Source organism: Microbacterium sp. PAMC22086 (assembly GCF_019443525.1).
Classification (GTDB): domain Bacteria; phylum Actinomycetota; class Actinomycetes; order Actinomycetales; family Microbacteriaceae; genus Microbacterium; species Microbacterium maritypicum.
In genome coordinates this window covers 1,446,501-1,469,395 of sequence record NZ_CP080380.1, presented here as the reverse complement: position 1 = coordinate 1,469,395, position 22,895 = coordinate 1,446,501, and the positions used below count along the sequence as shown (strand labels likewise).

Annotated in this window: 22 protein-coding genes and 1 tRNA gene; 7 read left to right on the top strand and 16 right to left on the bottom strand. The window is 68.8% G+C overall.

Annotated features, from left to right (window positions below):
* Window positions 1-29: 29 nt before the first annotated feature.
* The 5 genes from KY497_RS07395 to KY497_RS07375 are packed head-to-tail and all read right to left on the bottom strand — an operon-like array spanning window position 30 to window position 2,911.
* Complete coding sequence (locus KY497_RS07395) at window positions 30-356, bottom strand: hypothetical protein (protein ID WP_017829063.1); 327 nt, start codon at window positions 354-356, stop codon at window positions 30-32.
* Entirely contained in the window at window positions 356-733 is a 378-nt protein-coding gene (locus KY497_RS07390; protein WP_055865293.1) for a TadE family type IV pilus minor pilin, read from the bottom strand. Before KY497_RS07390 ends, KY497_RS07395 begins: the two co-directional genes overlap by 1 nt.
* A 17-nt stretch (window positions 734-750) precedes the next feature.
* A complete protein-coding gene (locus KY497_RS07385; RefSeq protein ID WP_017829065.1) occupies window positions 751-948 on the bottom strand; it encodes a DUF4244 domain-containing protein in 198 nt (65 codons plus the stop codon).
* Between the two features lie 59 nt (window positions 949-1,007).
* Complete coding sequence (locus KY497_RS07380; RefSeq protein ID WP_219870314.1) at window positions 1,008-1,904, bottom strand: type II secretion system F family protein; 897 nt, start codon at window positions 1,902-1,904, stop codon at window positions 1,008-1,010.
* Window positions 1,904-2,911: a TadA family conjugal transfer-associated ATPase gene (locus KY497_RS07375; RefSeq protein ID WP_229778813.1), complete on the bottom strand. Its 1,008-nt coding sequence runs from the start codon at window positions 2,909-2,911 to the stop codon at window positions 1,904-1,906. The genes KY497_RS07380 and KY497_RS07375 overlap by 1 nt, the downstream gene beginning before the upstream one ends.
* Before the next feature lie 402 nt (window positions 2,912-3,313).
* Between KY497_RS07375 and acs the strand changes: the two genes are divergently transcribed.
* A complete protein-coding gene (acs, locus tag KY497_RS07370; RefSeq protein ID WP_219870189.1) occupies window positions 3,314-5,281 on the top strand; it encodes an acetate--CoA ligase in 1,968 nt (655 codons plus the stop codon).
* Window positions 5,282-5,387: 106 nt separating this feature from the next.
* On the opposite strand, the gene KY497_RS07365 is transcribed toward acs, so the two are convergent.
* Window positions 5,388-5,846 (bottom strand): RidA family protein, encoded by a 459-nt coding sequence (locus KY497_RS07365; RefSeq protein ID WP_219870188.1) that lies wholly within the window; start codon window positions 5,844-5,846, stop codon window positions 5,388-5,390.
* Window positions 5,843-6,067, bottom strand: a complete 225-nt coding sequence (locus KY497_RS07360; RefSeq protein ID WP_017829070.1) for a hypothetical protein — start codon at window positions 6,065-6,067, stop codon at window positions 5,843-5,845. Before KY497_RS07360 ends, KY497_RS07365 begins: the two co-directional genes overlap by 4 nt.
* 89 nt (window positions 6,068-6,156) lie before the next feature.
* Here KY497_RS07360 and KY497_RS07355 point away from each other — a divergent pair, with 89 nt between their 5' ends.
* From KY497_RS07355 to KY497_RS07330, 6 genes are all read left to right on the top strand, one after another.
* On the top strand, window positions 6,157-8,721 hold the full coding sequence (locus tag KY497_RS07355; RefSeq protein ID WP_258185948.1) for a transglycosylase domain-containing protein: 2,565 nt from the start codon (window positions 6,157-6,159) through the stop codon (window positions 8,719-8,721).
* Window positions 8,712-9,653 (top strand): metallophosphoesterase, encoded by a 942-nt coding sequence (locus KY497_RS07350; protein ID WP_258185947.1) that lies wholly within the window; start codon window positions 8,712-8,714, stop codon window positions 9,651-9,653. The genes KY497_RS07355 and KY497_RS07350 overlap by 10 nt, the downstream gene beginning before the upstream one ends.
* A gap of 55 nt (window positions 9,654-9,708) precedes the next feature.
* Window positions 9,709-9,785, top strand: a tRNA-Pro gene (locus KY497_RS07345).
* 66 nt (window positions 9,786-9,851) lie between these two features.
* Window positions 9,852-10,328, top strand: a complete 477-nt coding sequence (locus KY497_RS07340; RefSeq protein ID WP_219870187.1) for a VanZ family protein — start codon at window positions 9,852-9,854, stop codon at window positions 10,326-10,328.
* A complete protein-coding gene (locus tag KY497_RS07335) occupies window positions 10,325-11,080 on the top strand; it encodes an HAD-IIB family hydrolase (protein WP_017829074.1) in 756 nt (251 codons plus the stop codon). The genes KY497_RS07340 and KY497_RS07335 overlap by 4 nt, the downstream gene beginning before the upstream one ends.
* 52 nt (window positions 11,081-11,132) lie before the next feature.
* The gene (locus KY497_RS07330) at window positions 11,133-11,975 is read left to right on the top strand and encodes a DUF1295 domain-containing protein (RefSeq protein WP_055865309.1); all 843 of its coding nucleotides are present in this window, start codon (window positions 11,133-11,135) and stop codon (window positions 11,973-11,975) included.
* A gap of 43 nt (window positions 11,976-12,018) precedes the next feature.
* Here the strand turns inward: KY497_RS07330 and KY497_RS07325 are convergent, their stop codons facing one another.
* The 9 genes from KY497_RS07325 to KY497_RS07285 form a co-directional block, all read right to left on the bottom strand.
* On the bottom strand, window positions 12,019-13,278 hold the full coding sequence (locus KY497_RS07325; protein WP_141385828.1) for an alpha-hydroxy acid oxidase: 1,260 nt from the start codon (window positions 13,276-13,278) through the stop codon (window positions 12,019-12,021).
* Between the two features lie 10 nt (window positions 13,279-13,288).
* Window positions 13,289-14,011 carry a FadR/GntR family transcriptional regulator gene (locus KY497_RS07320; protein ID WP_219870186.1) on the bottom strand — a complete coding sequence of 241 codons (723 nt, stop codon included), beginning with the start codon at window positions 14,009-14,011 and terminating at the stop codon, window positions 13,289-13,291.
* Between the two features lie 161 nt (window positions 14,012-14,172).
* Window positions 14,173-14,826: a thymidine kinase gene (locus tag KY497_RS07315; protein ID WP_219870185.1), complete on the bottom strand. Its 654-nt coding sequence runs from the start codon at window positions 14,824-14,826 to the stop codon at window positions 14,173-14,175.
* A 9-nt stretch (window positions 14,827-14,835) separates the two neighbouring features.
* The gene (locus KY497_RS07310) at window positions 14,836-16,308 is read right to left on the bottom strand and encodes a malate:quinone oxidoreductase (RefSeq protein ID WP_219870184.1); all 1,473 of its coding nucleotides are present in this window, start codon (window positions 16,306-16,308) and stop codon (window positions 14,836-14,838) included.
* An 83-nt stretch (window positions 16,309-16,391) separates the two neighbouring features.
* A complete protein-coding gene (locus KY497_RS07305; RefSeq protein WP_055865326.1) occupies window positions 16,392-17,462 on the bottom strand; it encodes an aspartate-semialdehyde dehydrogenase in 1,071 nt (356 codons plus the stop codon).
* Between the two features lie 181 nt (window positions 17,463-17,643).
* Window positions 17,644-18,924, bottom strand: coding sequence for an aspartate kinase (locus KY497_RS07300; RefSeq protein WP_031205603.1), 1,281 nt, complete (start codon window positions 18,922-18,924; stop codon window positions 17,644-17,646).
* 128 nt (window positions 18,925-19,052) lie between these two features.
* Entirely contained in the window at window positions 19,053-19,970 is a 918-nt protein-coding gene (locus tag KY497_RS07295) for a DMT family transporter (RefSeq protein ID WP_219870183.1), read from the bottom strand.
* On the bottom strand, window positions 19,967-20,560 hold the full coding sequence (recR, locus tag KY497_RS07290) for a recombination mediator RecR (protein WP_017829084.1): 594 nt from the start codon (window positions 20,558-20,560) through the stop codon (window positions 19,967-19,969). The genes KY497_RS07295 and recR overlap by 4 nt, the downstream gene beginning before the upstream one ends.
* Window positions 20,560-22,860 (bottom strand): DNA polymerase III subunit gamma and tau, encoded by a 2,301-nt coding sequence (locus tag KY497_RS07285; protein WP_219870182.1) that lies wholly within the window; start codon window positions 22,858-22,860, stop codon window positions 20,560-20,562. Before KY497_RS07285 ends, recR begins: the two co-directional genes overlap by 1 nt.
* Window positions 22,861-22,895 lie beyond the last annotated feature (35 nt).

The following is a 22,895-nucleotide window of genomic DNA, read 5'->3' as shown; positions in this document are numbered from 1 at the left end:
TCACAGTGAGCGAGGTCGCGCTGCCGTCGCTATCCCTCGGGTGGCCCGGCACGGGCTCGGGAGACGGCTGCGAGTCCAGCGTACGCCGCCTGCACCTCCACGGTCGCCACGAAGCCCTCGAGAACGCACCCCGTGAGGGTGGCACCCGCCGCCTGCGCGACCCTCGCGGCGAGTTCACACGGCTGCTCCCCGGTGGGCACTGCGCCGCTCGCGGCGTCTGCTGCGGCGAGCGCGGCGGCGTCGGCCGCCCCCGCCGTGCGCTGCGCCGTCACCGCCGCGCCGCCGACGGCAGCGAGCCCGAGGGACAGGGCAGCGGCGACGGCGAGAACTCCGGACGCGAGAGCGGAGCCCGCCATCAGAGGCCCCCGTCGAGCGCGCAGCTCGTGGCCCGAAGCGGCATGCGGATCAGCGACCCGATGGAGGCGTCGACCGAAGCGGTGACGCACACGAGGTCGCCGGAGAGCGAGGAGGACATCCCTGCTCCGGAGACCGCCGCGTGCACCACGCGCTCCGCCGCATCCTGCCCTTCGCCGCGTCCGAGAAGACGCGCCGCATCGGCCGAGGCATCTTGAAGCGCCACCTGGCGGGATGCCGCACCGAGTGCACCCGCGCCGAGCAGAAACGCGAGCACGACCGCGGGCAGGGCCAGCGCCAACTCCGCCGAGACGGACCCGCGGTCACCCGCGTGTCGCGGCCGTCGTGGCGCATCCTCGGGGGTGCGAGGAGGGGGCATCCGTCGAGCTCCGCGCATCATGACACCGTCAGCGCCCGCCGCACGAGATCGGTGAGGATGCCGCGGACCTCGTCGGATCGCATGATGACGACGAGGAGCCCGGCGAACGCGACGGCCGCCATCGTCGTGATCGCATACTCGGCTGTGGCGGCGCCGGTGTCGTCGCCGAACAGGGTCGCAGCACGCCGACGGTCCAGCGGGGGGATGCTCTTCATGGTGTTCCTCTTTCTATGGGATGCGTGGGCATCGGATGGTGGGGGTGGGCTGGATACGGTCACAGCGACATCGGCGTGGAGGCGAGGACGCTGAGCAGGAGCGGCGCGACCCCGAGGAGGAGGAATGCGGGCAGCGTGCAGACGCCGAGGGGGAACAGCAGGCGCGTCGAGAGCTTCGCGGCGCGGAGGCGCCCCTGCACCCTGGCGGCGTGCCGGTCCTGGGCTGCGGATGCCCGAAGAAGTTCCGCAGCCGGCACACCCGCAGCGCGGGACAGGTCGAGCACGGCGCGGACGCGTTCCTCACCGTCGCCCGAGGTGCCGCTCTGCGCCACCAGTTGCAACGCGCGATCGATGGAGGCACCGCCAGAGAGCGCGATGGCGACAAGTTCCGCTCGCATGCCCGGGGTGCCGGGAGCAGGCCGCGCCTGTCGAAGCAGACGTGCTGTCCAGACGCGTGCCGCCACCACGAGGAGCAGGCCGAGGACCACACACGCGGCGCCGAGCACGTTCCCGAAGATCACGCCGATGGTGTCGAAGCCGAGCGCGAACCCGAGCAGCAATCCGGCGAACGGCATCCAGAGCAGCAGCCGCGCCGTACCCGCCGGTTCTGCGAGTGCGATGCGCACATCGTCGGCTGCGGCAGCCGCATCCCTCAGTGTCTCTGCGATCGTCCGGAGAACCTCGGCGAGCGGTGCGCCCACGGTCGTCGCGATCTCCCAGGCGGCGGCGAGATCGACCCACGCCCCGCCCTCGGCCTCGATGGCGTCGAGCAGCGGGACTCCGCGATCGACCCGGTCGACCACTGCCCGGGCCTGCGGATCATCGGTGTCAGCCAGGTGCCGCCAGGCGACGACCGGCACCGCCCCGGCCTGCAGCAGCACGGCCAGCGTCTGCACCGCGGTCGCGGCATCCGTCGCACCCGTCTGCGCCTTTCGCGGCAAGCGACGCGGCCGCATCACCACGGCTGCACCTCTTCGATGTCGAGTCGATCCCCGGCGATCACGAGCCGCCCTGCCTGACGGATGCGACGGGTACCTCCGGGTGCCCGATCGAGATGGAGGACGATGGTGAACGCGCTGACCGCCTGACGTGCGAGAGCGACCGCATCCATCCCGGCGAGGGCACCAAGAGCTTCGAGCCGAGCAGGAACGTCACGCAGCCCGCTCGCGTGCAGAGTGCCCGCACCGCCGTCGTGCCCGGTGTTGAGAGCGGTCAGCAGCTCGCGCACCTCTTCTCCGCGACACTCACCGACCACCAGCCGATCGGGACGCATGCGCAGCGACTCTCGAACCAGCCGCGCCAGGGTGATGGCGCCTGCTCCCTCCAGGTTCGATTGCCGGGCCTCGAGGGAGACGTGATGCGGGTGGCGCGGGCGCAACTCGGCGACGTCTTCGATCGTGACGATGCGCTCCGTCGGAGGCACTTCCGACAGCAGCGCCGACAGCAGCGTGGTCTTGCCCGTACCCGTTCCCCCGGTGATGAGGATGTTCGCCCGCTCGGCCACCAGTCCCAGAAGCCAGACCTGTTGGGACGCGTCGAAGGCTCCGAGAGCGGCGAGCGCGTCGAGGTCGGCGGCGCGCACACGGGGAATGCGTATCGACAGCGCGGTTCCGGTGGTCGAGACCGGCGAGAGCACCGCATGCACGCGGATACCGGAGTCGAGGCGGACGTCGACGCAGGGCGCCTGGTCATCGAGATGCCGGCCTCCGAGGCCGACGAGCGCGACCGCGAGATCTCGGACCTCTCGCTCCGATGCCCTCCACCCCTCTGCGGGCTCGGCTCCGTTCCCGCGGTCGACGAACAGCCCGCCCGCCCCGTTCACGAACACATCGGTGACGGCATCGTCGAGATGGGCGAGGAGCGGTCCGAAGGCAGGATCCATGTGAAGGCGCTCGGGCGAGGCTTCCGCCACCGATGCGGCAGACCGCTCTCCCCTGGGCTGGATGACGAAGGAATCGGGCATGACGGTGACGCTATGCGGCGCCGCGCCGAGGAGAGGGCGCCGATCGCCGGACGACTCGGCCCCTGTGAAGAAGCCGACTCCTGTGCGCGCGGTGCAGGACCGGGCGACGATCACACGCGAGCGAGAAGGGAGCGCTCCCAAAGGAATGGGCGGCATCTCACGGGGGGAATGAGATGCCGCCCACGGCGGTCCACGATTGGGGGAATCGGGCACGCCAAGGCCGGAATGAGAATTCGGCTGTCGTCGAGTGTACGCAAGGCGACCGTCCGGACAAAACCGGCAGCACTACTGACTTTCGGCAGTATGCGATGGGTGGTCGCATGGATAGATTCGCCGTGACCTGGTCGCCCACCCCCACGACCATGCTCGCAAGACCCGTAAGCCGCAAAGGAGCGCCTGCCGATGAGCAGCCAGATCGACCACCTTCTCGACGAGACCCGGAAGTTCCCGCCGTCGGAGGAGTTCGTCGCCCAAACCATCACCTCGCCCGAACTGTATGAGCGTGCTGCCGCCGACCGCGAGGCCTTCTGGGGCGAGCAGTCCCGCGAACTCGTGCACTGGCACAAGCCCTTCACCCAGGTGCTCGACTGGAGCAACCCGCCGTTCGCGAAGTGGTTCGACGATGGCGAGCTGAACGTCGCCTACAACTGCCTCGACCGTCACGTCGAGGCGGGCAACGGCGACCGCGTCGCCCTGCACTGGGAGGGCGAACCGGGTGACACCCGCCGCATCACCTACGCCGAGCTCACCGACGAGGTCAAGCGCGTCGCCAACGTGCTCGAGGGACTGGGCATCGGCCAGGGCGACCGCGTCGCGATCTACCTGCCCATGATCCCCGAGGCGATCGCCTCGATGCTCGCGGTCGCGCGCGTCGGCGCCATCCACTCCGTCGTGTTCGGTGGTTTCAGCGCGGACAGCCTGCGCTCACGCATCGACGACGCCGGCGCCAAGCTGGTCATCACGGCCGACGGCGGCTACCGCAAGGGCCGCGTCTCGGCACTCAAGCCCGCCGTCGATCAGGCTCTCGCCGACCGCGGCGACGGCGAGCAGCAGACCGTCGAGCACGTCCTGGTCGTCAAGCGCGGCGAGAACGAGGTCGACTGGACCGACGGCCGCGACATCTGGTGGCACGACGCCGTTCCCGCCGCATCCGCCGAGCACACCGCACAGGCCCTCCCTGCGGAGAACCCGCTCTTCATCCTCTACACCTCGGGAACGACGGGGAAGCCCAAGGGCATCCTGCACACCTCCGGTGGGTATCTCACCCAGGTGGCGTACTCGCACAAGTACGTCTTCGACCTGCACCCGGAGACTGACGTGTTCTGGTGCACGGCCGACATCGGCTGGATCACCGGACACAGCTACGTCACCTACGGCCCCCTCGCCAACGGCGCCACCCAGGTGCTCTACGAGGGAACCCCCGATGCCCCGCACCCCGGCCGGTGGTGGGAGATCATCGAGAAGTACAAGGTGTCGATCTTCTACACCGCCCCGACCGCGATCCGCTCGTTCATGAAGATCGGTCGCAGCGTCCCGGCGAAGTTCGACCTTTCGTCGCTGCGACTGCTCGGTTCGGTGGGAGAGCCCATCAACCCCGAGGCGTGGATGTGGTACCGCGAGGTCATCGGGGCGAACAAGACGCCGATCGTCGACACCTGGTGGCAGACCGAGACCGGCGCGATCATGGTGTCCGCTCTTCCGGGCGTCACCGAGACCAAGCCCGGGTCCGCCCAGGTCCCGCTCCCCGGGATCTCGATCGACGTCGTCGACGAGAGCGGCATCGAGGTCGGCAACGGCAGCGGCGGCCTGCTCGTGATCACCGAGCCGTGGCCGAGCATGCTGCGCGGCATCTGGGGCGACCCCGAGCGCTATCGCGAGACCTACTGGGAGAAGTTCGAGGACCAGGGCTACTACTTCGCCGGCGACGGAGCGCGCCTCGACGAAGACGGCGACCTCTGGCTGCTCGGCCGCGTCGACGACGTCATGAACGTCTCGGGGCACCGCCTATCGACGGCGGAGATCGAGTCGTCCCTGGTCGCGCATGAGGCGACCGCCGAGGCTGCCGTGGTCGGCGCCTCCGACGAGAGGACCGGACAGGCGGTCGTCGCCTTCGTCATCATCAAGGAGAGCTACCTCGCCGCACACGAGCCTGCGGGCCTCGCCCAGCAGCTGCGGCTGTGGGTGGGCGAGCAGATCGGCGCCATCGCCCGCCCGCGCGACGTCTACATCGTCGGCGAGCTGCCGAAGACCCGCTCCGGCAAGATCATGCGCCGTCTGCTCCGCGACGTCGCCGAAGGCCGCGAGGTCGGCGACACCACGACGCTCGCCGACACCGCGGTGATGAGCATCATCTCGGCCCAGGTGAAGTAGGTCGGCTCACGCCTCCGAGGCGTGACAGACGGAGAACGCGCCTCCCCTTTCCGGGGAGGCGCGTTCTCTCGTTCTGATGCGACGGTCCACGCCGCGTACGTCGTACTCAGGCGAGAAGGAAGGCGACCTCGACCTCGACCGGGCTGCCGAGCGGGAGCTCCGCGACGCCGACCGCCGCACGGGCATGACGACCCGCATCACCGAAGATCTCTCCGAGCACGTCGCTCGAGCCGTTGATCACGCCGGGCTGACCCATGAATCCCTCAGCGGAGGCGACGAAGCCCCCGACCCGCAGCACGCCCGCGATGCGGTCGACGCCGCCGGCCGCATCCGCTGCCGCGGCGAGAGCGTTCAGCGCGCACGTGCGGGCGTAGGTCTTCGCGTCTTCCGCGGAGACCTCGGCGCCCACCTTGCCCACGGCGGGAAGCGCTCCGTCGACGAAGGGCAGCTGTCCCGAGGTGTAGACGAGACCGCCGTGCACGACGGCCGGCACGTAGGCGGCGACCGGAGCGGCGACAGCGGGCAGTTCGATGCCGAGCTCGGCGAGACGGTCCGAGACGCTCATGCCTGATCTCCCTCGAACTGGCGTGCGGCCTGCTCGGCGGCGGCGAGGCCGGCGTTGGCCGACGCGTCGGAGGTCACGGGGCGCTTCAGATAGGCGACGAGTCCGCCCTCCGGTCCCTGCACGACCTGCACGAGCTCCCAGCCCTGCTTGCCCCAGTTGTTGAGGATGGCTGCCGTGTTGTGGATCAGCAGCGGCGTGGTGAGGTACTCCCACGTGGTCATGGCACTCCTGTCGATCGGGGCGCGACACCGGAATTCCGGGGCGAGCTCGTCAAAGGCGGTATTCAGGGAACTCCCCTACGATCAAGCGTATGCCCCAAAAGAATCGCACGGTGAGAGGCGTGCTCGGCGGTCTCGTCGGGCTCGTCGGTCTGAGCGCCGTCGCCGGTCTCCTCGTCACGGCCAGCGTCACCCCGGTGCTCGCGATGACCGGCCTCGCAGGCACCCAGGCTCTCACCCTCTTCGATCAGCTCCCCGAGAGCCTCGACCCGAGCACGCCGATGGAGCAGTCGACGATCTACGCGACCGCCCCGGACGGTTCGACGGTCGAGCTCGCCTCGTTCTACGAGCAGAACCGCGTCCCGGTCACCTACGAGCAGGTCTCCCCGAACCTGTACGACGCGATCCTCTCGAGTGAGGACAAGAACTTCTACAGCCATGGCGGCGTGAACATCGGCGCCACGGTGAAGGCTCTCGTCGACAACGTGCGCGGAACGTCCAGCCGCGGCGCGTCGACGATCAGCCAGCAGTACGTGAAGAACGTGCTCATCCAGAAGTGCGAGCAGGAGGTCGACACGACCTCCGACACCTACTCCGAAGATCTCCAGCAGTGCTGGCTCGACGCGACCAACGCGACAGGGAGCAAGGGCATCGAGCGCAAGCTGCAGGAGATGCGGTACGCGATCCAGATCGAGAAGGACTTCTCGAAGAACGACATCCTGCTCGGGTACCTGAACATCGCCAACTTCGGTGGCACCGTGTACGGCATCGAAGCCGCAGCGAACTACTACTTCTCGACGACCGCGGCGAACCTCACGGTCGCGCAGTCGGCGACGCTCGCCGGCATCGTGCAGAACCCCAACACCTACCGTATCGACAAGGCAGAACAGGGCACGATCACGAACGCCGAGGGCGTCGCGCTGAACAACGCCGCTGACGGCTACGCGCTCACGAAGGACCGCCGTCACTACGTGCTCGGTCGCATGCTCGCCGACGGCAAGATCACGCAGGCGCAGTACGACGAGGCCGACGCCTCGGACATCGCGCCGGCCCTGAATCCTCCGACCCAGGGCTGCGCGTCCGCTGGGGCCAGCGCATACTTCTGCCAGTACGTGAAGTCGATCGTGCTGAATGACGAGGCCTTCGGCAAGACCCAGCAGGAGCGGACGGACCTGCTCCGCCGCGGCGGTCTGAAGATCTACACCACGCTCGACTACCGCATCCAGACCCCCGCCGCCGAGAAGATGGCAGAGGTCGTTCCCGCGAACGCCGACAACGCTTACTTCGGCGCTGCCGGCGTCTCGGTCGAGGTCGGCACCGGTCGCATCCTCTCCATGACGCAGAACACGCTGTTCACCGAGACCCCCACCGACGACCAGGCCTATTCGTCGCTGGTGTTCGCCGGCGACAGGGAGCACGGCAACTCCGGCGGCTTCCAGGTCGGCTCGACCTACAAGCTCTTCACCCTGATCGACTGGCTCGAGAAGGGGCACTCCGTCAACGAGGTTCTCAACGGAAGCGTGCAGACGAACCTGAAGATCCCCGTCTGCGGCGCAAAGCAGAACGCCAACACGAAGGAGATCGGCAACTTCGGCGGCGGTGGCGGTGGAACCGGGTCCGTGCTGAGCTTCACGAAGAACTCGCTCAACAGTGGGTACTTCGCGATGGCGTCGAAGCTCGACATCTGCGACATCAACAAGGTCGCCGACCGTATGGGTGTCACGCTGGCGAACGGCGGCAAGGTCACCGACGAGAACGTGCCCTTCGACGTGCTCGGCCCGAAGAACATCTCGCCCCTCGCGATGGCGAACGCCTACGCGACCGTCGCCAGCGGCGGCACATACTGCACGCCGCGCGCGATCGATCGCGTCGTCGGCCCCGACGGTCAGGAGCGCGAACTGCCCGCCTCCTCGTGCACCGAGGGCGTGATCTCTCCCGAGGTCGCAGCGACCGCTGCCTTCGCGCTGCAGAGCGTGATGGGTGGCGGCGGCACCGGTTCCCGGGCCAACACCAACGACGGCACGCCGCTGATCGGCAAGACCGGAACGCACGACACCTGGTCGACCATGATGATCGAGTCCAGCACCAAGGTCGCCACGGCGGTGTGGGCCGGGCGTTGGCAGGGTCAGGAGAACATCTACCGTAAGAGGGCCAACGGCTGGAACCTCAACGACATGCGTTACCCGGTGGCACAGGCCGCACAGGCCGCAGCCAATGCCGCCTACCCCGGAAGTGCCTTCCCGAAGCCCGACGGCAAGCTGACCCGCCAGCAGCTGGCGACCGTTCCGAGCGTCGTGGGCAAGTCGGTGGAGGAGGCGACCGCGATCCTGACGGACGCGGGCTTCCAGGTCTCCGTCGGAGGGGCCGTCGACAGCGATCTCGCCGCCGGTCTCGTCGCAGCTCAAGATCCCAACGGGGAAGCTGCGACCGGCGCGACCGTCACCCTCACGACGAGCAACGGGCAGGGCACGACCGTTCCCGCGAATCTCGTCGGGATGTCGAGAGCCCAGGCCTCTGCCGCGCTCGGTGACGCAGGATTCACGAACATCGAGATCGACATCTCCTGCAATCCACCGACCTCCGTCGTGGGCAGTTCCGACCCGGCTCCCGGCACCGCGGCCAGCAAGTCCACGTCCGTCCGTGTGACGTGCCAGTAGTCGCACGCCGCGCCGCACACCCGGCCCTCGTCGCGCTCGGCGCGGTGGGGGCCGTGGGTGCGGCGGCCGCGATCTGGGGCATCGGCATCGAGAGGTACCTCTTCACGGTGCGGGAGGCCACGGCGAAGGCGTTGCCTTCCGGCTCCGCTCCGTTGCGCATCCTGCACATCTCCGATGCGCACATGGCGCCGTGGCAACACCGCAAACAGGACTGGCTCGCCTCCCTCGCGGAGTTGAAGCCCGACCTCATCGTGAACACCGGAGACAACCTCGGCCACGAGAACGGGCTGGAAGGCATCCGACGCGCTTTCGACCCGCTCGCGGGCATCCCCGGCGTCTTCGTGCACGGATCGAACGACGTAGCCGCGCCGTCGCCGCGCAACCCGTTTCGCTACTTCCTCGGACCGTCCAAGAAGCACCACGAGCCGGAGCTTCTGGACACCGACGCGATGGACCGCTACTTCACGGACGAGCTCGGCTGGACCGACCTGAACAACGCGGCGGCGCGGCTGCGCATCGCCGGCGCCGAGGTCGACCTCTTCGGCGTCAATGACGCCCACCGCGACTGGGACCGGCTGGATGAGCTTCCCGACGCCATCGCCGCTCTCGGGGCCCGCGAGTCCACGACTCCGGTGCTCGGGGTCACACACGCGCCCTATCAGCGCGTGCTCAACGGCTTCACCGATCTCGGAGCCGACGCGATCCTCGGTGGCCACACGCACGGCGGTCAGGTCTGCCTCCCGGGATTCGGCGCGCTCGTGGCGAACTGCGATATCCCCCTCAAGCAGGCCAAGGGCCTGAGCACGTGGTCGCACGGCGACCGCACCGTGCCGCTCAACGTCAGCGCGGGCTGCGGACACTCCATCTACGCCCCCGTGCGCTTCGCGTGTCGGCCCGAGGCGACGTTGCTCACGCTGACCGCGGAGGACTGATCCCGCCTCGATTCGGCGCAGAGAGCATTTCCCTGTAGACTCGGAGGGTTGCAAACGGGGTGTGGCGCAGCTTGGTAGCGCGCTTCGTTCGGGACGAAGAGGTCGCAGGTTCAAATCCTGTCACCCCGACCAGTGACACCGGAAGGCCGCCCTCAGGGGCGGCCTTCTCTGTATCGGGATCGCGCATGAAGGGAACGCATGAGCTCTCTGCTCCCGCCGCCGCGCCGCTTCACACGTGCCTGGGCCCTCGTCCTCGGCATCCCTTTCCTGATCGGCCTGGCCGCTCTCACCCTCACGCCCTCCCGGGTCGAGGAGACCATGCCGAACCTGCTCGATGTCGTGCTCACCACAGCCCATCGTCTCGGCTGGGAATCGCTCGACTTCACCCGCCTCGAGATCATCGCGAACGTGCTCGTGTTCGTGCCGGTCGGCATCCTCGCCTTCCTGCTCCTCCCCCGTCGGGTGTGGTTCCTCGCGCTCCTGGTCGGCCCTGTGCTTTCGGCGGCGATCGAGACGGCGCAGCGCGTGGCACTCCCCCACCGTGCGGCGACGGTGGGGGACGTCGTGGCCAACTCCACGGGCGCGATCCTCGGGGTCGCCCTCGCTGTCGTGGTCACTCTGCTCGTCGCCCCGCGTTCCTCCCAGCGTCCACCTTCTAGGCTGGAGACATCATGACCGCGCCCACACTCGTCGCCTTCGACCTCGATGACACGCTCGCTCCCTCGAAGGGTCTGATCGACCCGCGAATCGCCGCCCTGCTGCGCGCCCTCCTGCGCACGGTCGACGTCGCCATCATCTCGGGTGGTAACGAGGCCCAGTTCCGCTCGCAGGTGGTGTCACGCCTCGGCGACGCCGACCCCGCGGATCTCGCGCGTCTGCACCTGCTGCCCACGTGCGGCACCCGCTACCTCCGCCACGACGGCACCGACTTCATGCCGGTCTACGCCCACGACCTCAGCGACGCCGAGAAGCAGGCCGCGCTGACGGCCCTGCGCGAAGAGGCCGAACGGCTCGGGCTCTGGGAGGCCGAGCCGTGGGGCGAGATCCTCGAAGACCGCGGTTCGCAGATCACTTTCTCGGCGCTGGGACAGAGCGCCCCGCGCGAAGCGAAGCATGACTGGGACCCGACGGGGGCCAAGCGCGGTGCGCTGCGCGATGCGGTCGCTGCACGTCTTCCCGGTCTCGAGGTGCGCTCGGGCGGCTCGACCTCGATCGACATCACCCAGGCCGGCATCGACAAGGCCTTCGGTATGCGGCAGCTCGCCGCCCGCACGGGCATAGCGCTGACCGACATGCTGTTCTACGGCGACCGGCTCGACGAGGGCGGCAACGACTACCCCGTGCTCGCGATCGGTGTGCCCTCCGTGGCTGTGGAGGGCTGGGAAGACACCGCCGACAAGCTCGACGCTCTTCTGCTCACGCTCTGACCTGAGCAGTGTCGTGCAGCGCGACACGGCAGCAGAGTCCTAGCATGGCGTCATGGATGCCCTGCTGATCGTCATCATCGTCGCCGCGGTCACCAGTGCCGCCTGCTGGGTGCTCTCCCTGATCACCCGAGACACATCCTGGGTCGACCGCGCATGGTCGATCGTGCCGGTTGTCTACGTCTGGATCTTCGTCGCCGGGGCCTTCGTGAACGGCGAAGGATCCGCCCGTGTGGTCGTGATGGGAGTGCTCGCCACCGCGTGGGGCGCACGCCTGACCTTCAACTTCGCCCGCAAGGGCGGCTACACGGGGATGGAGGACTACCGGTGGGCCATCCTGCGGGGACGGATGCGCCCCTGGCAGTTCCAGATCTTCAACCTGCTGTTCATCATCTGCTACCAGATGGCGCTGCTCGTGCTCATCACGCTGCCCGCCGCCGTCGCCGCGCAGAATCCCTCCGCCCTCACCGGGTGGGATGCGCTGTTCATCGCCGCGTTCGTCGCCTTCCTGGTCGGGGAGACCGTCGCCGACCAGCAGCAGTGGCGGTTCCATCAGCGCAAGAAGGAGGCGGGCGGCACTCTCGCACCCGGCTTCGCCACGACGGGCCTGTTCCGCTACAGCCGGCACCCGAACTTCTTCTTCGAACAGGCGCAGTGGTGGGCCTTCTACGCGATCGGCGCGACCGCAGCGGTCACCGGCGGCGCCGGTGTCATCGGAGGGGTGCTGAACCCGACCATCGTCGGCCCCGCCCTGCTCACGGTGCTGTTCATCGGGTCGACGATCTTCACCGAGTCGATCACCGCGTCGAAGTACCCGGCCTACGCCGACTACCGCCGCACGACGTCGATGCTGGTGCCGTGGCCCCCGCGCGCACGAGCGGTGGCCACGCAGTCCTGAGACCGCAGAGCCACCGCGCGCGCGGGATCGAACGAGCGGGGTCTCAGCGCACGCGAGCCTCGGCGGCAGAGCGGGCGACCGGGACCAGACGGGTCAGCTGCGTCACGTGCGCGGGCTCGAGCTCGGCGAGGGAGGCGACCCCCAGCAGGCGCATCGTGCGCTCGATCTCGCTGCGCAGGATCGCGATAGTCCGGTCGACGCCCTGACGCCCACCCGCCATCAGCCCGTAGAGGTACGCCCGTCCGATCAGGGTGAAGTCCGCTCCGAGGGCCACGGCCGCGACGATGTCCGCGCCGTTCATGATGCCGGTGTCGATCATGACGGTGAAGTCGTCGCCGACGGCCTTGCGCACCTCGGGGAGCAGGTGGAAAGGGATCGGCGCACGGTCGAGCTGGCGTCCTCCGTGATTGGAGAGCACGATGCCGTCGACACCCGCATCACGCAGGCGCACAGAGTCCTCGACGTTCTGCACGCCCTTGATCACGATCTTGCCGGGCCAGATGTCGCGGATGACCGCGAGGTCGTCGTAGCTGATCGTCGGGTCCATCGCCGCGTCCAGCAGCTCGCCGACCGTGCCGCCCGTGGTGCTGAGAGACGCGAACTCGAGCTTCGGGGTGGTGAGGAAGTCGTACCACCACCAGGGCCGCGGGATCGCATTGATGATCGTGCCGAGGGTGAGCTGCGGCGGGATGCTGAACCCGTTGCGCTTGTCGCGCAGGCGGGCACCGGCGACGGGGGTGTCCACCGTGAACTGCAGGGTGTCGAACCCCGAGGCGGCCGCACGACGGGTGAGCTCATACGAGATCTCGCGATCGCGCATGACGTAGAGCTGGAACCAGTTGCGCCCGTGCGGGTTGGCGGCCTTCACACCCTCGATCGACGTGGTGCCGAGCGTCGAGAGCGTGAACGGGATGCCGGCTGCCGCCGCGGCGCCCGCACCCGCGGTCTCCCCCTCGGTCTGCATCAGACGTGTGAATCCGGTGGGCGCGATTCCGAACGGCAGGGCAGAAGGCCCGCCGAGAATCTCGACGCTCGTGTCGACCGTGGGCGCCGGGCGCAGGATGCCGGGGTGGAACTCCACATCCTGGAACGCCTGGCGCGCGCGAGTGAGGGAAAGCTCGCCTTCGGCCGCTCCGTCGGTGTAGTCGAAGGCGGCCTTGGGCGTGCGCCGCTTGGCGATGAGACGCAGATCATCGATCGTGAGGGCACCCTCCAGACGCCGCTTGCGCCCGTCGAGTTCGGGCTTCTTGAACTTCATCAGCTCGAGGAGCTCAACGGGATTCGGGAACTGGCGCTGCACCATGATGTACCTCTCAGGTGTGGGGGTGGGTGTCACGGGTGAGCCCCGCGGACGTGTAGTAGCCGGTGATGTGGGCGTGGACCAGCGCGCGCGCTGCATCGACGTCGGCGGCATCGATGGCGGCGACGAGGGCGCGGTGCTCGGAGCGGAGACGAGTCGCCATCGCTTCCCAGTCCGGGATCGCGGAGACTCCCGCCTGCACATAGGACCCGATCGAGGAACGAAGACCCGCCATCATCGCGGCGATGACCGTATTGTCGCTGGCTTCGGCGAGGGAGAGATGCAGCTGAGCGTCGAGGGCGAGGAACTCCGCCGGGGCGAGGCCTCGAGCATCCATCGCCTCGAGCAGTTCGTGGGCGCGGCTCGTATCGCGGTCGGACGCCGCAGCCAGCACCTGGACGACCGCGTCTTCGAGCACCAGACGTGTGCGTACGACATCATCCAGAGGGAAGCCCTGAGCCGCGACCTGCAGCCGCAACAGCGCCGACATGCCCCCGGTGGGCGTGGCGATGACGATGGCGCCCGACTGCGGGCCTGAGCCGGTCGCGGTGCGGATGAGGCCCATCACCTCGAGGACGCGGAACGCCTCCCGAACACTGGATCGGCCGACGCCGAGCTCGGTGGCCAGATCACGCTCGGAGGGCAGCCGGTCGCCCGGGCCGAGGCGGGCATCGAGGAGGTCGCGTTCGATGTGCTCGAGCACGAGTCGCCATGCGCGCGCCGGCTGTTCCGCCATCGATCCCCCTGTGGTCTGACCACAGAGTATCGCCTGTGGTCAGACCACGCAAACAGGCGCGGAAATACAGAGCCCCTCGCGGGAGGCACGCGGGAGTCTCCTTCACCGCGCGCGACGAAAGGCGCTCTTCCTGGAGCGTGGAGAGGGAGCCGTGCGGAGCCTCAGCCCAGGCGCCCGTCGGACTCTTCGAGGTAGCAGGTGCCGCACAGCGACTCATAGGTGGTCAGCTCGGGCGAGACCGAGCCTGTGGCGCCCTCGTCGATCGCGACCTGGTCGCCGTCGAACACGAAACGCCCGCCGACCACGCGACCGTTGAACACGGCCTTGCGTCCGCAGCGGCAGATGGTCTTGAGCTCCTCGAGCGAGTGCGCGATCGCGAGCAGGCGCGCGGACCCGGGGAACGCGTGCGTGAGGAAGTCGTTGCGGATGCCGTACGCGATGACCGGGATCCCATCGACCACCGCGATGCGGAAGAGGTCGTCGACCTGCGACGGCGTGAGGAACTGCGCCTCATCGATCAGCAGGCAGGCCACGTCGATCGGGCCTTCTGGGAGCAGCTCGTCATCCGACGTGTGCTGCATGCGTCCTCGATGAGTGGCGAAGATCACGCGGGCATCGTCGTCGGGAGCGATGAGGAAATCGACCTGGCGCGTCACGCCCAGTCGACTCTCGATCTCTGACGCTCCTTTGGTGTCGATCGCCGGCTTCGCCAGCAGCACCCGCTGTCCGCGCTCTTCGTAGTTGTAGGCGGCCTGTAGCAATGCCGTCGACTTGCCCGAGTTCATCGCGCCGTAGCGGAAGTAGAGCTTCGCCACGGTGCCGGCTCAGACGTTGATGCCGAGTGCGGCTGCGGTCGCTTCGGTCGACTTCTCCGCGAGTGCCGCGTCCTCGTTCAGCTTCTCGCCGAAGGTGGGGATCAGCGCGCGCAGCTCGGGCTCCCAGCCCGGGTACTCCGCGGGGAAGCACTTCTTGAGCAGATCGAGCATGATCGGGACGGCGGTCGAGGCACCGGGAGAGGCGCCCAGCAGACCGGCGATCGACCCGTCGGACGCGGCGACGACCTCGGTGCCGAACTGCAGGATGCCACCCTTCTTCGGGTCCTTCTTCATGACCTGAGCACGCTGACCGGCGTCGATGAGGGTCCAGTCCTCATCCTTCGCGGTCGGCATGAAGGTGCGCAGGCTGTCGACCTTCTTGGCGTGGTTCTTCAGCAGCTCACTGACGAGGTAGGTGATGAGGTCGGGGTTCTTCACCGCCACCTGCAGCATCGGCAGCAGGTTGTGCGGGCGCACCTGGGTGACGATGTCGAGCATCGACCCGTTCTTCAGGAACTTGGGGCTGAAGGTCGCGAACGGCCCGAACATGAGCGAGGCCTCGCCGTCGACGACGCGGGTGTCGAGGTGCGGAACCGACATGGGCGGAGCACCGACGGACGCCTGCGAGTACACCTTCGCCTTGTGCTGAGCGACGACGGTCGGGTTCGTGGTCTTGAGGAACTGTCCGCCGATGGGGAAGACTCCGTAGCCCTTGATCTCGGGGATGCCGGAGTTCTGCAGCAGCTTGAGCGCCCAGCCGCCGGCCCCGACGAACACGAAGCGCGCCTTGACCTCGTTCGGGGTGTGCCCGATGCGGTTGCGGTACTTGACCAGCCAGGTGCCGTCCTTCTGCTTCTTCAGGCTGCGCACCTCGTGGTTCGTGCGCAGCGTGACGCCGGAGTCGGTCAGGTGGTCGAAGAGCTGGTTGGTGAGGGCGCCGAAGTCGACGTCGGTGCCGGCGGGGACGCGGGTCGCGGCGAACGGCTCACCCTTGACGCGCTGCTGCATGAGCAGCGGTGCCCACCTGTTGATGACGCGGGAGTCTTCGCTGTACTCGATACCGGCGAACAGCGGCTGCTTCTTGAGCACCTCGTAGCGGTTCCTGAGGTACGCAACATCCTTCTCGCCGCGCACGAACGTCATGTGCGGCGTCGCGTTGATGAAGGTCGACGGCGCGTCGAGCACGCCCTTCTCCACGAGCGACGACCAGAACTGACGGCTCTGCTGGAACTGCTCGTTGATCGAGACCGCCTTGGCCGGGTCGAGCGGAGCGTCTCCCTGCTGCGGCATGTAGTTCAACTCGCACAGCGCAGCGTGCCCCGTGCCGGCGTTGTTCCACGGATTCGAGCTCTCCTGAGCCACCTCGGAGAGTCGCTCGAAGGCGACGATCTTCCACTCCGGCTGCAGCTCTTGCAGGAGAGTACCCAGGGTGGCGCTCATGATGCCACCGCCGATCAGGACGACATCGACGTTTTCAGTCACCGAACCAGTCTAGTTCGCGGGCGCGTCGTCGCAGACCATGCGGACCTGCTGCGCCAGACCGCTTCCACATCGCGGGCATACCGTCAGGCTATGACCGCCAGGCGCTCCGCCAGGATCTCGGCGATCTGCACGGCGTTCAGCGCGGCGCCCTTGCGCAGGTTGTCGTTGCTCAGGAAGAGCACGAGTCCCTTGCCCTCGGGTGCGGACTGGTCGGCGCGGATGCGACCGACGAAGCTCGGGTCTTTGCCGGCAGCCTGCAGCGGCGTGGGAACCTCGTCGAGGACGACACCGGGGGCCGCGCTCAGCACCTCCCTGGCACGCTCGGGAGTGATGTCACGCGCGAACTCGACGTTGATCGAGAGCGAGTGGCCGGTGAAGACCGGGACCCGCACGCAGGTGCCGGCCACGCGGAGTCCGGGGAGTTCGAGGATCTTGCGGCTCTCGTTGCGGAGCTTCTTCTCCTCGTCGGTCTCGTTGTCGCCGTCGTCGACCAGGTTGCCGGCGAAGGGGATCACGTCGAAGGCGATCGGGGCGATGTACTTCTCGGGTTCGGGGAAATCGACCGCGGATCCGTCGTGCACGAGACGGAGGGTGTCGCCCTGGGCGAGCACACCCTCTACCTGGCCGAGCAGCTCCTGAGCGCCGGCGAGTCCCGAGCCGGAGACGGCCTGGTAGGTGGACACGATCAGACGCTCGAGGCCGGCCTCGGCGTGCAGCGCCTTCAGCACCGGCATCGCCGCCATCGTGGTGCAGTTCGGGTTCGCGATGATGCCCTTGGGGCGCTCGTCGATCGCGTGCGGGTTCACCTCGCTGACCACGAGCGGAACCTCGGGGTCCATGCGCCAGGCGCTGGAGTTGTCGACGACCACGGCACCGGCAGCGGCGAAGCGCGGCGCATAGGCGCGGCTCGCCGTGGCTCCCGCCGAGAACAGGGCGATGTCGATGCCCGTGGCATCCGCCGTCTCGACGTCTTCGACGATCACGGTCGCACCGCCGAACTCGATGGCCGTGCCGGCGGAACGCGCGGAGGAGAACAGCCGCAGGTCGCGGATCGGGAACGACCGCTCGGCGAGAATCTCGCGCATGACGGTGCCCACCTGGCCGGTGGCGCCGACGATGGCGACGGAGAGTCCTGATTCGGAGATGCGGGTCATGATGTTCCTTGGCGTCGTGCGGTACTGCGTACGAGGCTTCGGGCGCGGCGTCGGGGTGCTGAGGCTGCGCCTGGCGCCGGTGTCAGGGTTTCGGTGAGTCTACCGTGCCCCCGACAGGCCGCCGGCCCTGCGCTGCCGGCTCTCGCACGGTCGGCAGGAAAACGGCGGCGAGCGGCAGAGATCAGCGGCCGGTGCCCGCGTGGACCGTGGCCTCGGCGTCGCCGTCGAGCCCGTAGGCGGTGTGCACGGTGCGTGCGGCCTCGGTCAGGTCGGTGTCGCGCAGCACCACGGAGATGCGGATCTCGGAGGTCGAGATCATCTCGATGTTGATGCCGCCGGCCGACAGCGCCTCGAAGAGGGTGGCGGAGACGCCCGAATGCGTGCGCATCCCCGCACCGACGACGGAGAGCTTGCCGATCTGATCGTCGTGGATCAGGTTCTGGAATCCGACCTCGGTCTGCTCACCGGCGAGGGCCTTGAGAGCTCCCGCCGCATCGGCCTTGGGCACCGTGAAGGAGATGTCGGTGCGTCCGGTGGCAGAGACGTTCTGCACGATCATGTCGACGTTCGCGCCCGACTTGGCGACGATCTTGAAGATCTCGGCAGCCTTGCCCGGCACGTCGGGCACACCCGCGACCGTGATCTTGGCCTGGCTGAAGTCGGTGGCGACACCGGCGACGATCGGTTCTTCCATGACTGCTCCCTCGGCTTCGCGGGGGTTCTTCATACCCTCGCCCAGAACGTATGTGCCCTCGGCCGACGAGAAGGTCGACCGAGCGTGAATGAGGACGCCGTGACGGCGCGCGTACTCGACGGCGCGGATGTACAGCACCTTGGCGCCGTTGGCGGCAAGCTCGAGCATCTCCTCACTGGAGACATGATCGAGCTTCTGCGCCTTGGGGATCACGCGCGGATCGGCGGTGAAGATGCCGTCGACATCGCTGTAGATCTCGCACACGTCGGCGTCGAGCGCCGCGGCGAGGGCGACGGCCGTGGTGTCGGAGCCACCGCGACCGAGCGTGGTGATGTCGCGGGTGTCGCGGTTGAAGCCCTGGAACCCGGCGACGATCACGATCGCCCCCTCGTCGAGGGCTTCACGCAACCGCACGGGAGTGACGTCGACGATGCGAGCGGCCCCGTGCTGGGAGTCGGTGATCATGCCCGCCTGGCTGCCCGTGAAGGAGCGCGCTTCGAACCCCATCGAGTGGATCGCCATGGCCAGCAGCGCCATCGAGATGCGCTCTCCGCTGGAGAGGAGCATGTCGAGCTCGCGCGGGGCGGGGATCGGTGCGACCTCGTTCGCGAGGTCGAGTAGCTCGTCGGTGGTGTCGCCCATCGCGCTCACGGCGACGACCACGTCGTGGCCAGCACGACGCGTGTCGACGATGCGCTTGGCGACGCGTTTGATGCTCTCTGCGTCGGCGACGGACGAGCCGCCGTACTTCTGCACGATGAGGGCCACGATCACTCCCTGGGATGACGGGCGGATCCGCCCACGCTCATTCTACGATCGGCGCGTATGCTCCGTTGCGCATGTGTCGCCCGTCCGGTTGTCTGGCCTCGTCCGCGTGACCGGATGCGCGAGCGCAGCTAGAGGGCGGGCGGGAGCGCCTGGGCCGAGACCGGACGCAGTCGTCCGCCCGTGGCGGCGAACCAGCAGCCGATGATGATCAACGGGAAGCCGATCAGCAGGCCGGGGGTCAGTGGCTCGGCGAGGACGATCGCGCCGAGGATGATCGCGACCACCGGGTTCACGTAGGTGAACAGCGGTGCGCGCACCGGCCCCACCTCCCGGATGAGCGTGAAGAACGCCAGGAACGCCACCGCCGTGCAGATCACGGCGAGCGCGAGGAGCGCGGCGATCGAGGGCACGCTGGGCACCTGATGCTGGGTGAGCAGGCCGATCGGGAGGTAGAAGACGCCGATCATCAGAAGCGACAGGGTGATGGTGCCGAGCGAGGGCACGTCATTGAGCTTGCGCGCGACGATGAAGGGAGCGATCGCGTACAGCACGGCGACCAGGAGCACCTCCCCCGCCGCGAGAAGACTGACCTCGCCGCCGAAGAGCCCAGGACCGGCGACCACGATCGCGACGCCGATGAAACCGATGAGCAGTCCGATCCCGCGGGCAGGCCGGAGCACTCCACGATCGCCGCCGCCGAGGGCGATCAGTGCGGCGAACAGCGGAACGGTCGCCACGAGCAGGCCGGTCATTCCCGAAGGCAGCGTCATCTCGGCGTGGCCGAGCAGCAGGAAGGGCCCGGCCATCTCGACCGCGCCGAAGGCGAGCACCCAGGGCCAGTGCTTCAGCGCGGCGCGCAACGCGCCGCTGCGGATCGCGAACGGCAGCAGCAGCAGAGCGGCGATGAGCGTGCGCCCCGCCACGATCGCCGGGGGCGAGAACGACTCGACCGCGACGCTGATGAACAGATACGGCACTCCCCACAGCAGCGCCATGGCTCCGAAGAGAAGCCAGCCGCGACGCGAGAAACCCGCGTTCGGGCTCACAGGATCCGTCGGCCCTCGAAGGCACGCCCGAGGGTGACCTCATCGGCGTACTCGAGGTCGCCGCCCACGGGCAGCCCGGAGGCGAGGCGGGAGACCGTGATCTGCATCGTCGTCAGCAGACGGCTGAGGTAGCTCGCAGTCGCCTCCCCCTCGAGGTTCGGGTTGGTGGCGAGGATGACCTCCTGCACCGTGCCGTCGGCGAGACGGGTCATGAGCTGGGCGATGCGCAGATCGTCCGGTCCGATGCCGGCGATGGGGCTGATGGCTCCGCCGAGCACGTGATAGAGGCCGCGGAACTCCCTGGTGCGCTCGATGGCCGCGACGTCTTTCGCGTCTTCGACCACACAGATCAGTGCCTGGCTGCGACGCGGGTCACGGCAGATGGCGCAGCGCTCCTGCTCGGCGACGTTGCCGCAGATCTCGCAGAACCGCACACGGATGCGGATCTCGCTGAGCAGCTCGGCAAGACGTGCGACGTCGAACGTCGGCGTCTGCAGGATATGGAAGGCGATCCGCTGGGCGGATTTCGGGCCGATGCCGGGGAGCCGACCGAACTCGTCGATCAGCTCCTGAACGATGCCGTCGTACATCAGGAGAACCTCGTCGGGGGCTCGTAGGGCTCTTCGCGCAGGAACGTCGCGCCGAGCACCTGGCGGATCACGGCCTCACCGTAGCGCTGCACTCCCCCGACGGAGGGCGAGCGCTCGATGACGACCGGCGGAGCGGCCACGGCCGTGCGCTGCGTCTGCGGCGCGGACCGTTCGGGAGGAGAGTGGCGCGACACGGACGGCTCGGCCGGCGGCTCGGCCAGCGGCTCGTACGACGGGTCGTACGGAGGTTCGTCGTCATAGGCCGGAGCCTCGTCGTCGCCGGGCAGCGGGGGCTCGTCGCGGTCCACGACACCGTCCGCAGGGGGAACCGGAGCCGAGGCCGCAGCCTCCACCTCTTCGGGTTCCTCGTCGACGGCAAGGAGCGCCGAAGGAGCCGGCGCGTCGCGCACCTGCTCCTCGTGCGCGGTCGGGATCGGTGCGACGGCCCACTCCGTCACCGACGATGCGGATGCGCCACGGACCTGCGAACGAGGAGACCCCGCTGACGCAGGCTCCGATGCGGGGGCGGAATCGGCCGGTGTCGATGCGCCGGACGATGCGGGCTGGCGCGGAGCGCCCCCGGCGGGCATCGGCGCGGGAAGGTACTTCACCCGCACGCCGAGCTCGTTCTCGATCGCCGAGCGCAGGTGATCGGACGGGCCTGAGCCCGGAGTCGTCCCCTTGAACTTCGCGACGTCGTGCTGGCTGGTGAACCCGAGCGTCAGCACCTCGGTCTCGGTGACGTAGGCCAGCGGCTGCACGGCCGTGGCCAGCAGCCAGGATGTGCGGCTGATGCTCTCGAGCCGCGTGAGCACCGCCGGCCAGGCCGCACGGACGCGCTCGAACGTGACCGGTCCCTGCGGGGCGGCCGGCTCGGCGGGAGCGGCCTCCGGCGCGGTGGTCTCGCTCGCCGGCGCGGCGACGGGACTCTGCACGGCGACAGGGCTCTGCTCGGCGACAGGGCTCGGTTCCGCGGCGGGGCTCTGCTCGGGAGCAGGGCGCGGTTCTGCGGCGGGGCTTTGCGCGCCCGCGGCACTCGGTGCGGACGCCGCGGCCGGTGCGGATGCCGCGGCAGCAGGAGTGGAGACCGTCGGGGCGGGAGCGGAGACCGTCGGGGCGGCCTGACGGACGGGGGCCGCCGCACGCTCGCCCGCGGGGGCAGGCGCCACGGCTGCAGCCTCGGTCGCGCCGGCGAGGACGCGCGCGACCATGAGCTCGAGGTGCAGGCGCGGCGATGTGGCACCCGACATGTCGTCGAGGGCCGCACTCACCACGTCGGCCGTGCGCGAGAGCCGCGCGGAGCCGAACACGTCGGCCTGGGTGCGCATGCGCTCCAGGTCGTCTTCCGCGATACCGCGCAGAACGGCCGAGGCACCGGCACCGACCGCGGCGATCACGATGAGGTCGCGCAGGCGCTCGAGCAGGTCGTCGACGAAACGGCGAGGGTCTTGCCCGGTCTGCACCACGCGGTCGATCGCGGGGAACGCGGCTGCCGCATCTCCTGCGGCGAGCGCGTCGACGATCTCGTCGAGGAGGGCGCCGTGCGTGTAGCCGAGCAGGGAGACGGCGCGGGCGTAGCCGACGGTGACGGTCTCGGATCCGGCAGGTGCGTCGGAGCCGGCGATCAGCTGGTCGAGCAGCGAGAGCGTGTCACGGGGCGAGCCGCCACCGGCGCGGACCACGAGCGGGAGGACACCCTGTTCGACGATCACGCCCTCTTCGGCGCACAGCTTGGCGACGTACTCGAGCATCGCGGCCGGCGGCACAAGCCGGAACGGATAGTGGTGCGTGCGGGAGCGGATGGTGCCGAGCACCTTCTCTGGCTCGGTGGTCGCGAAGATGAACTTGACGTGCTCCGGCGGCTCTTCGACGAGCTTCAGCAGTGCGTTGAAGCCCTGCGGCGTCACCATGTGCGCCTCGTCGAGGATGAAGATCTTGTACCGGTCGCGGCTCGGGGCGAACGTCGCCCGCTCGCGCAGGTCGCGTGCGTCGTCGACGCCGTTGTGGCTCGCCGCGTCGATCTCGACGACATCGAGCGATCCACCGCCGGCGCGCGAGAGCTCGACGCAGCTGGGGCAGACGCCGCAGGGCACGTCTGTCGGCCCCTCGGCGCAGTTCAGGCAGCGCGCCAGGATGCGCGCTGACGTGGTCTTTCCGCACCCGCGAGGCCCGGAGAACAGGTAGGCATGTCCGACCCGGTCACCGCGCAGCGCCGTCATGAGCGGATCGGTCACCTGGGACTGCCCGATCATCTCGCCGAACGTCTCGGGTCGGTAGCGGCGGTAGAGGGCTGTGGTCACCTCAACAGCCTACGGCGTGCCACCGACCTTCGGCG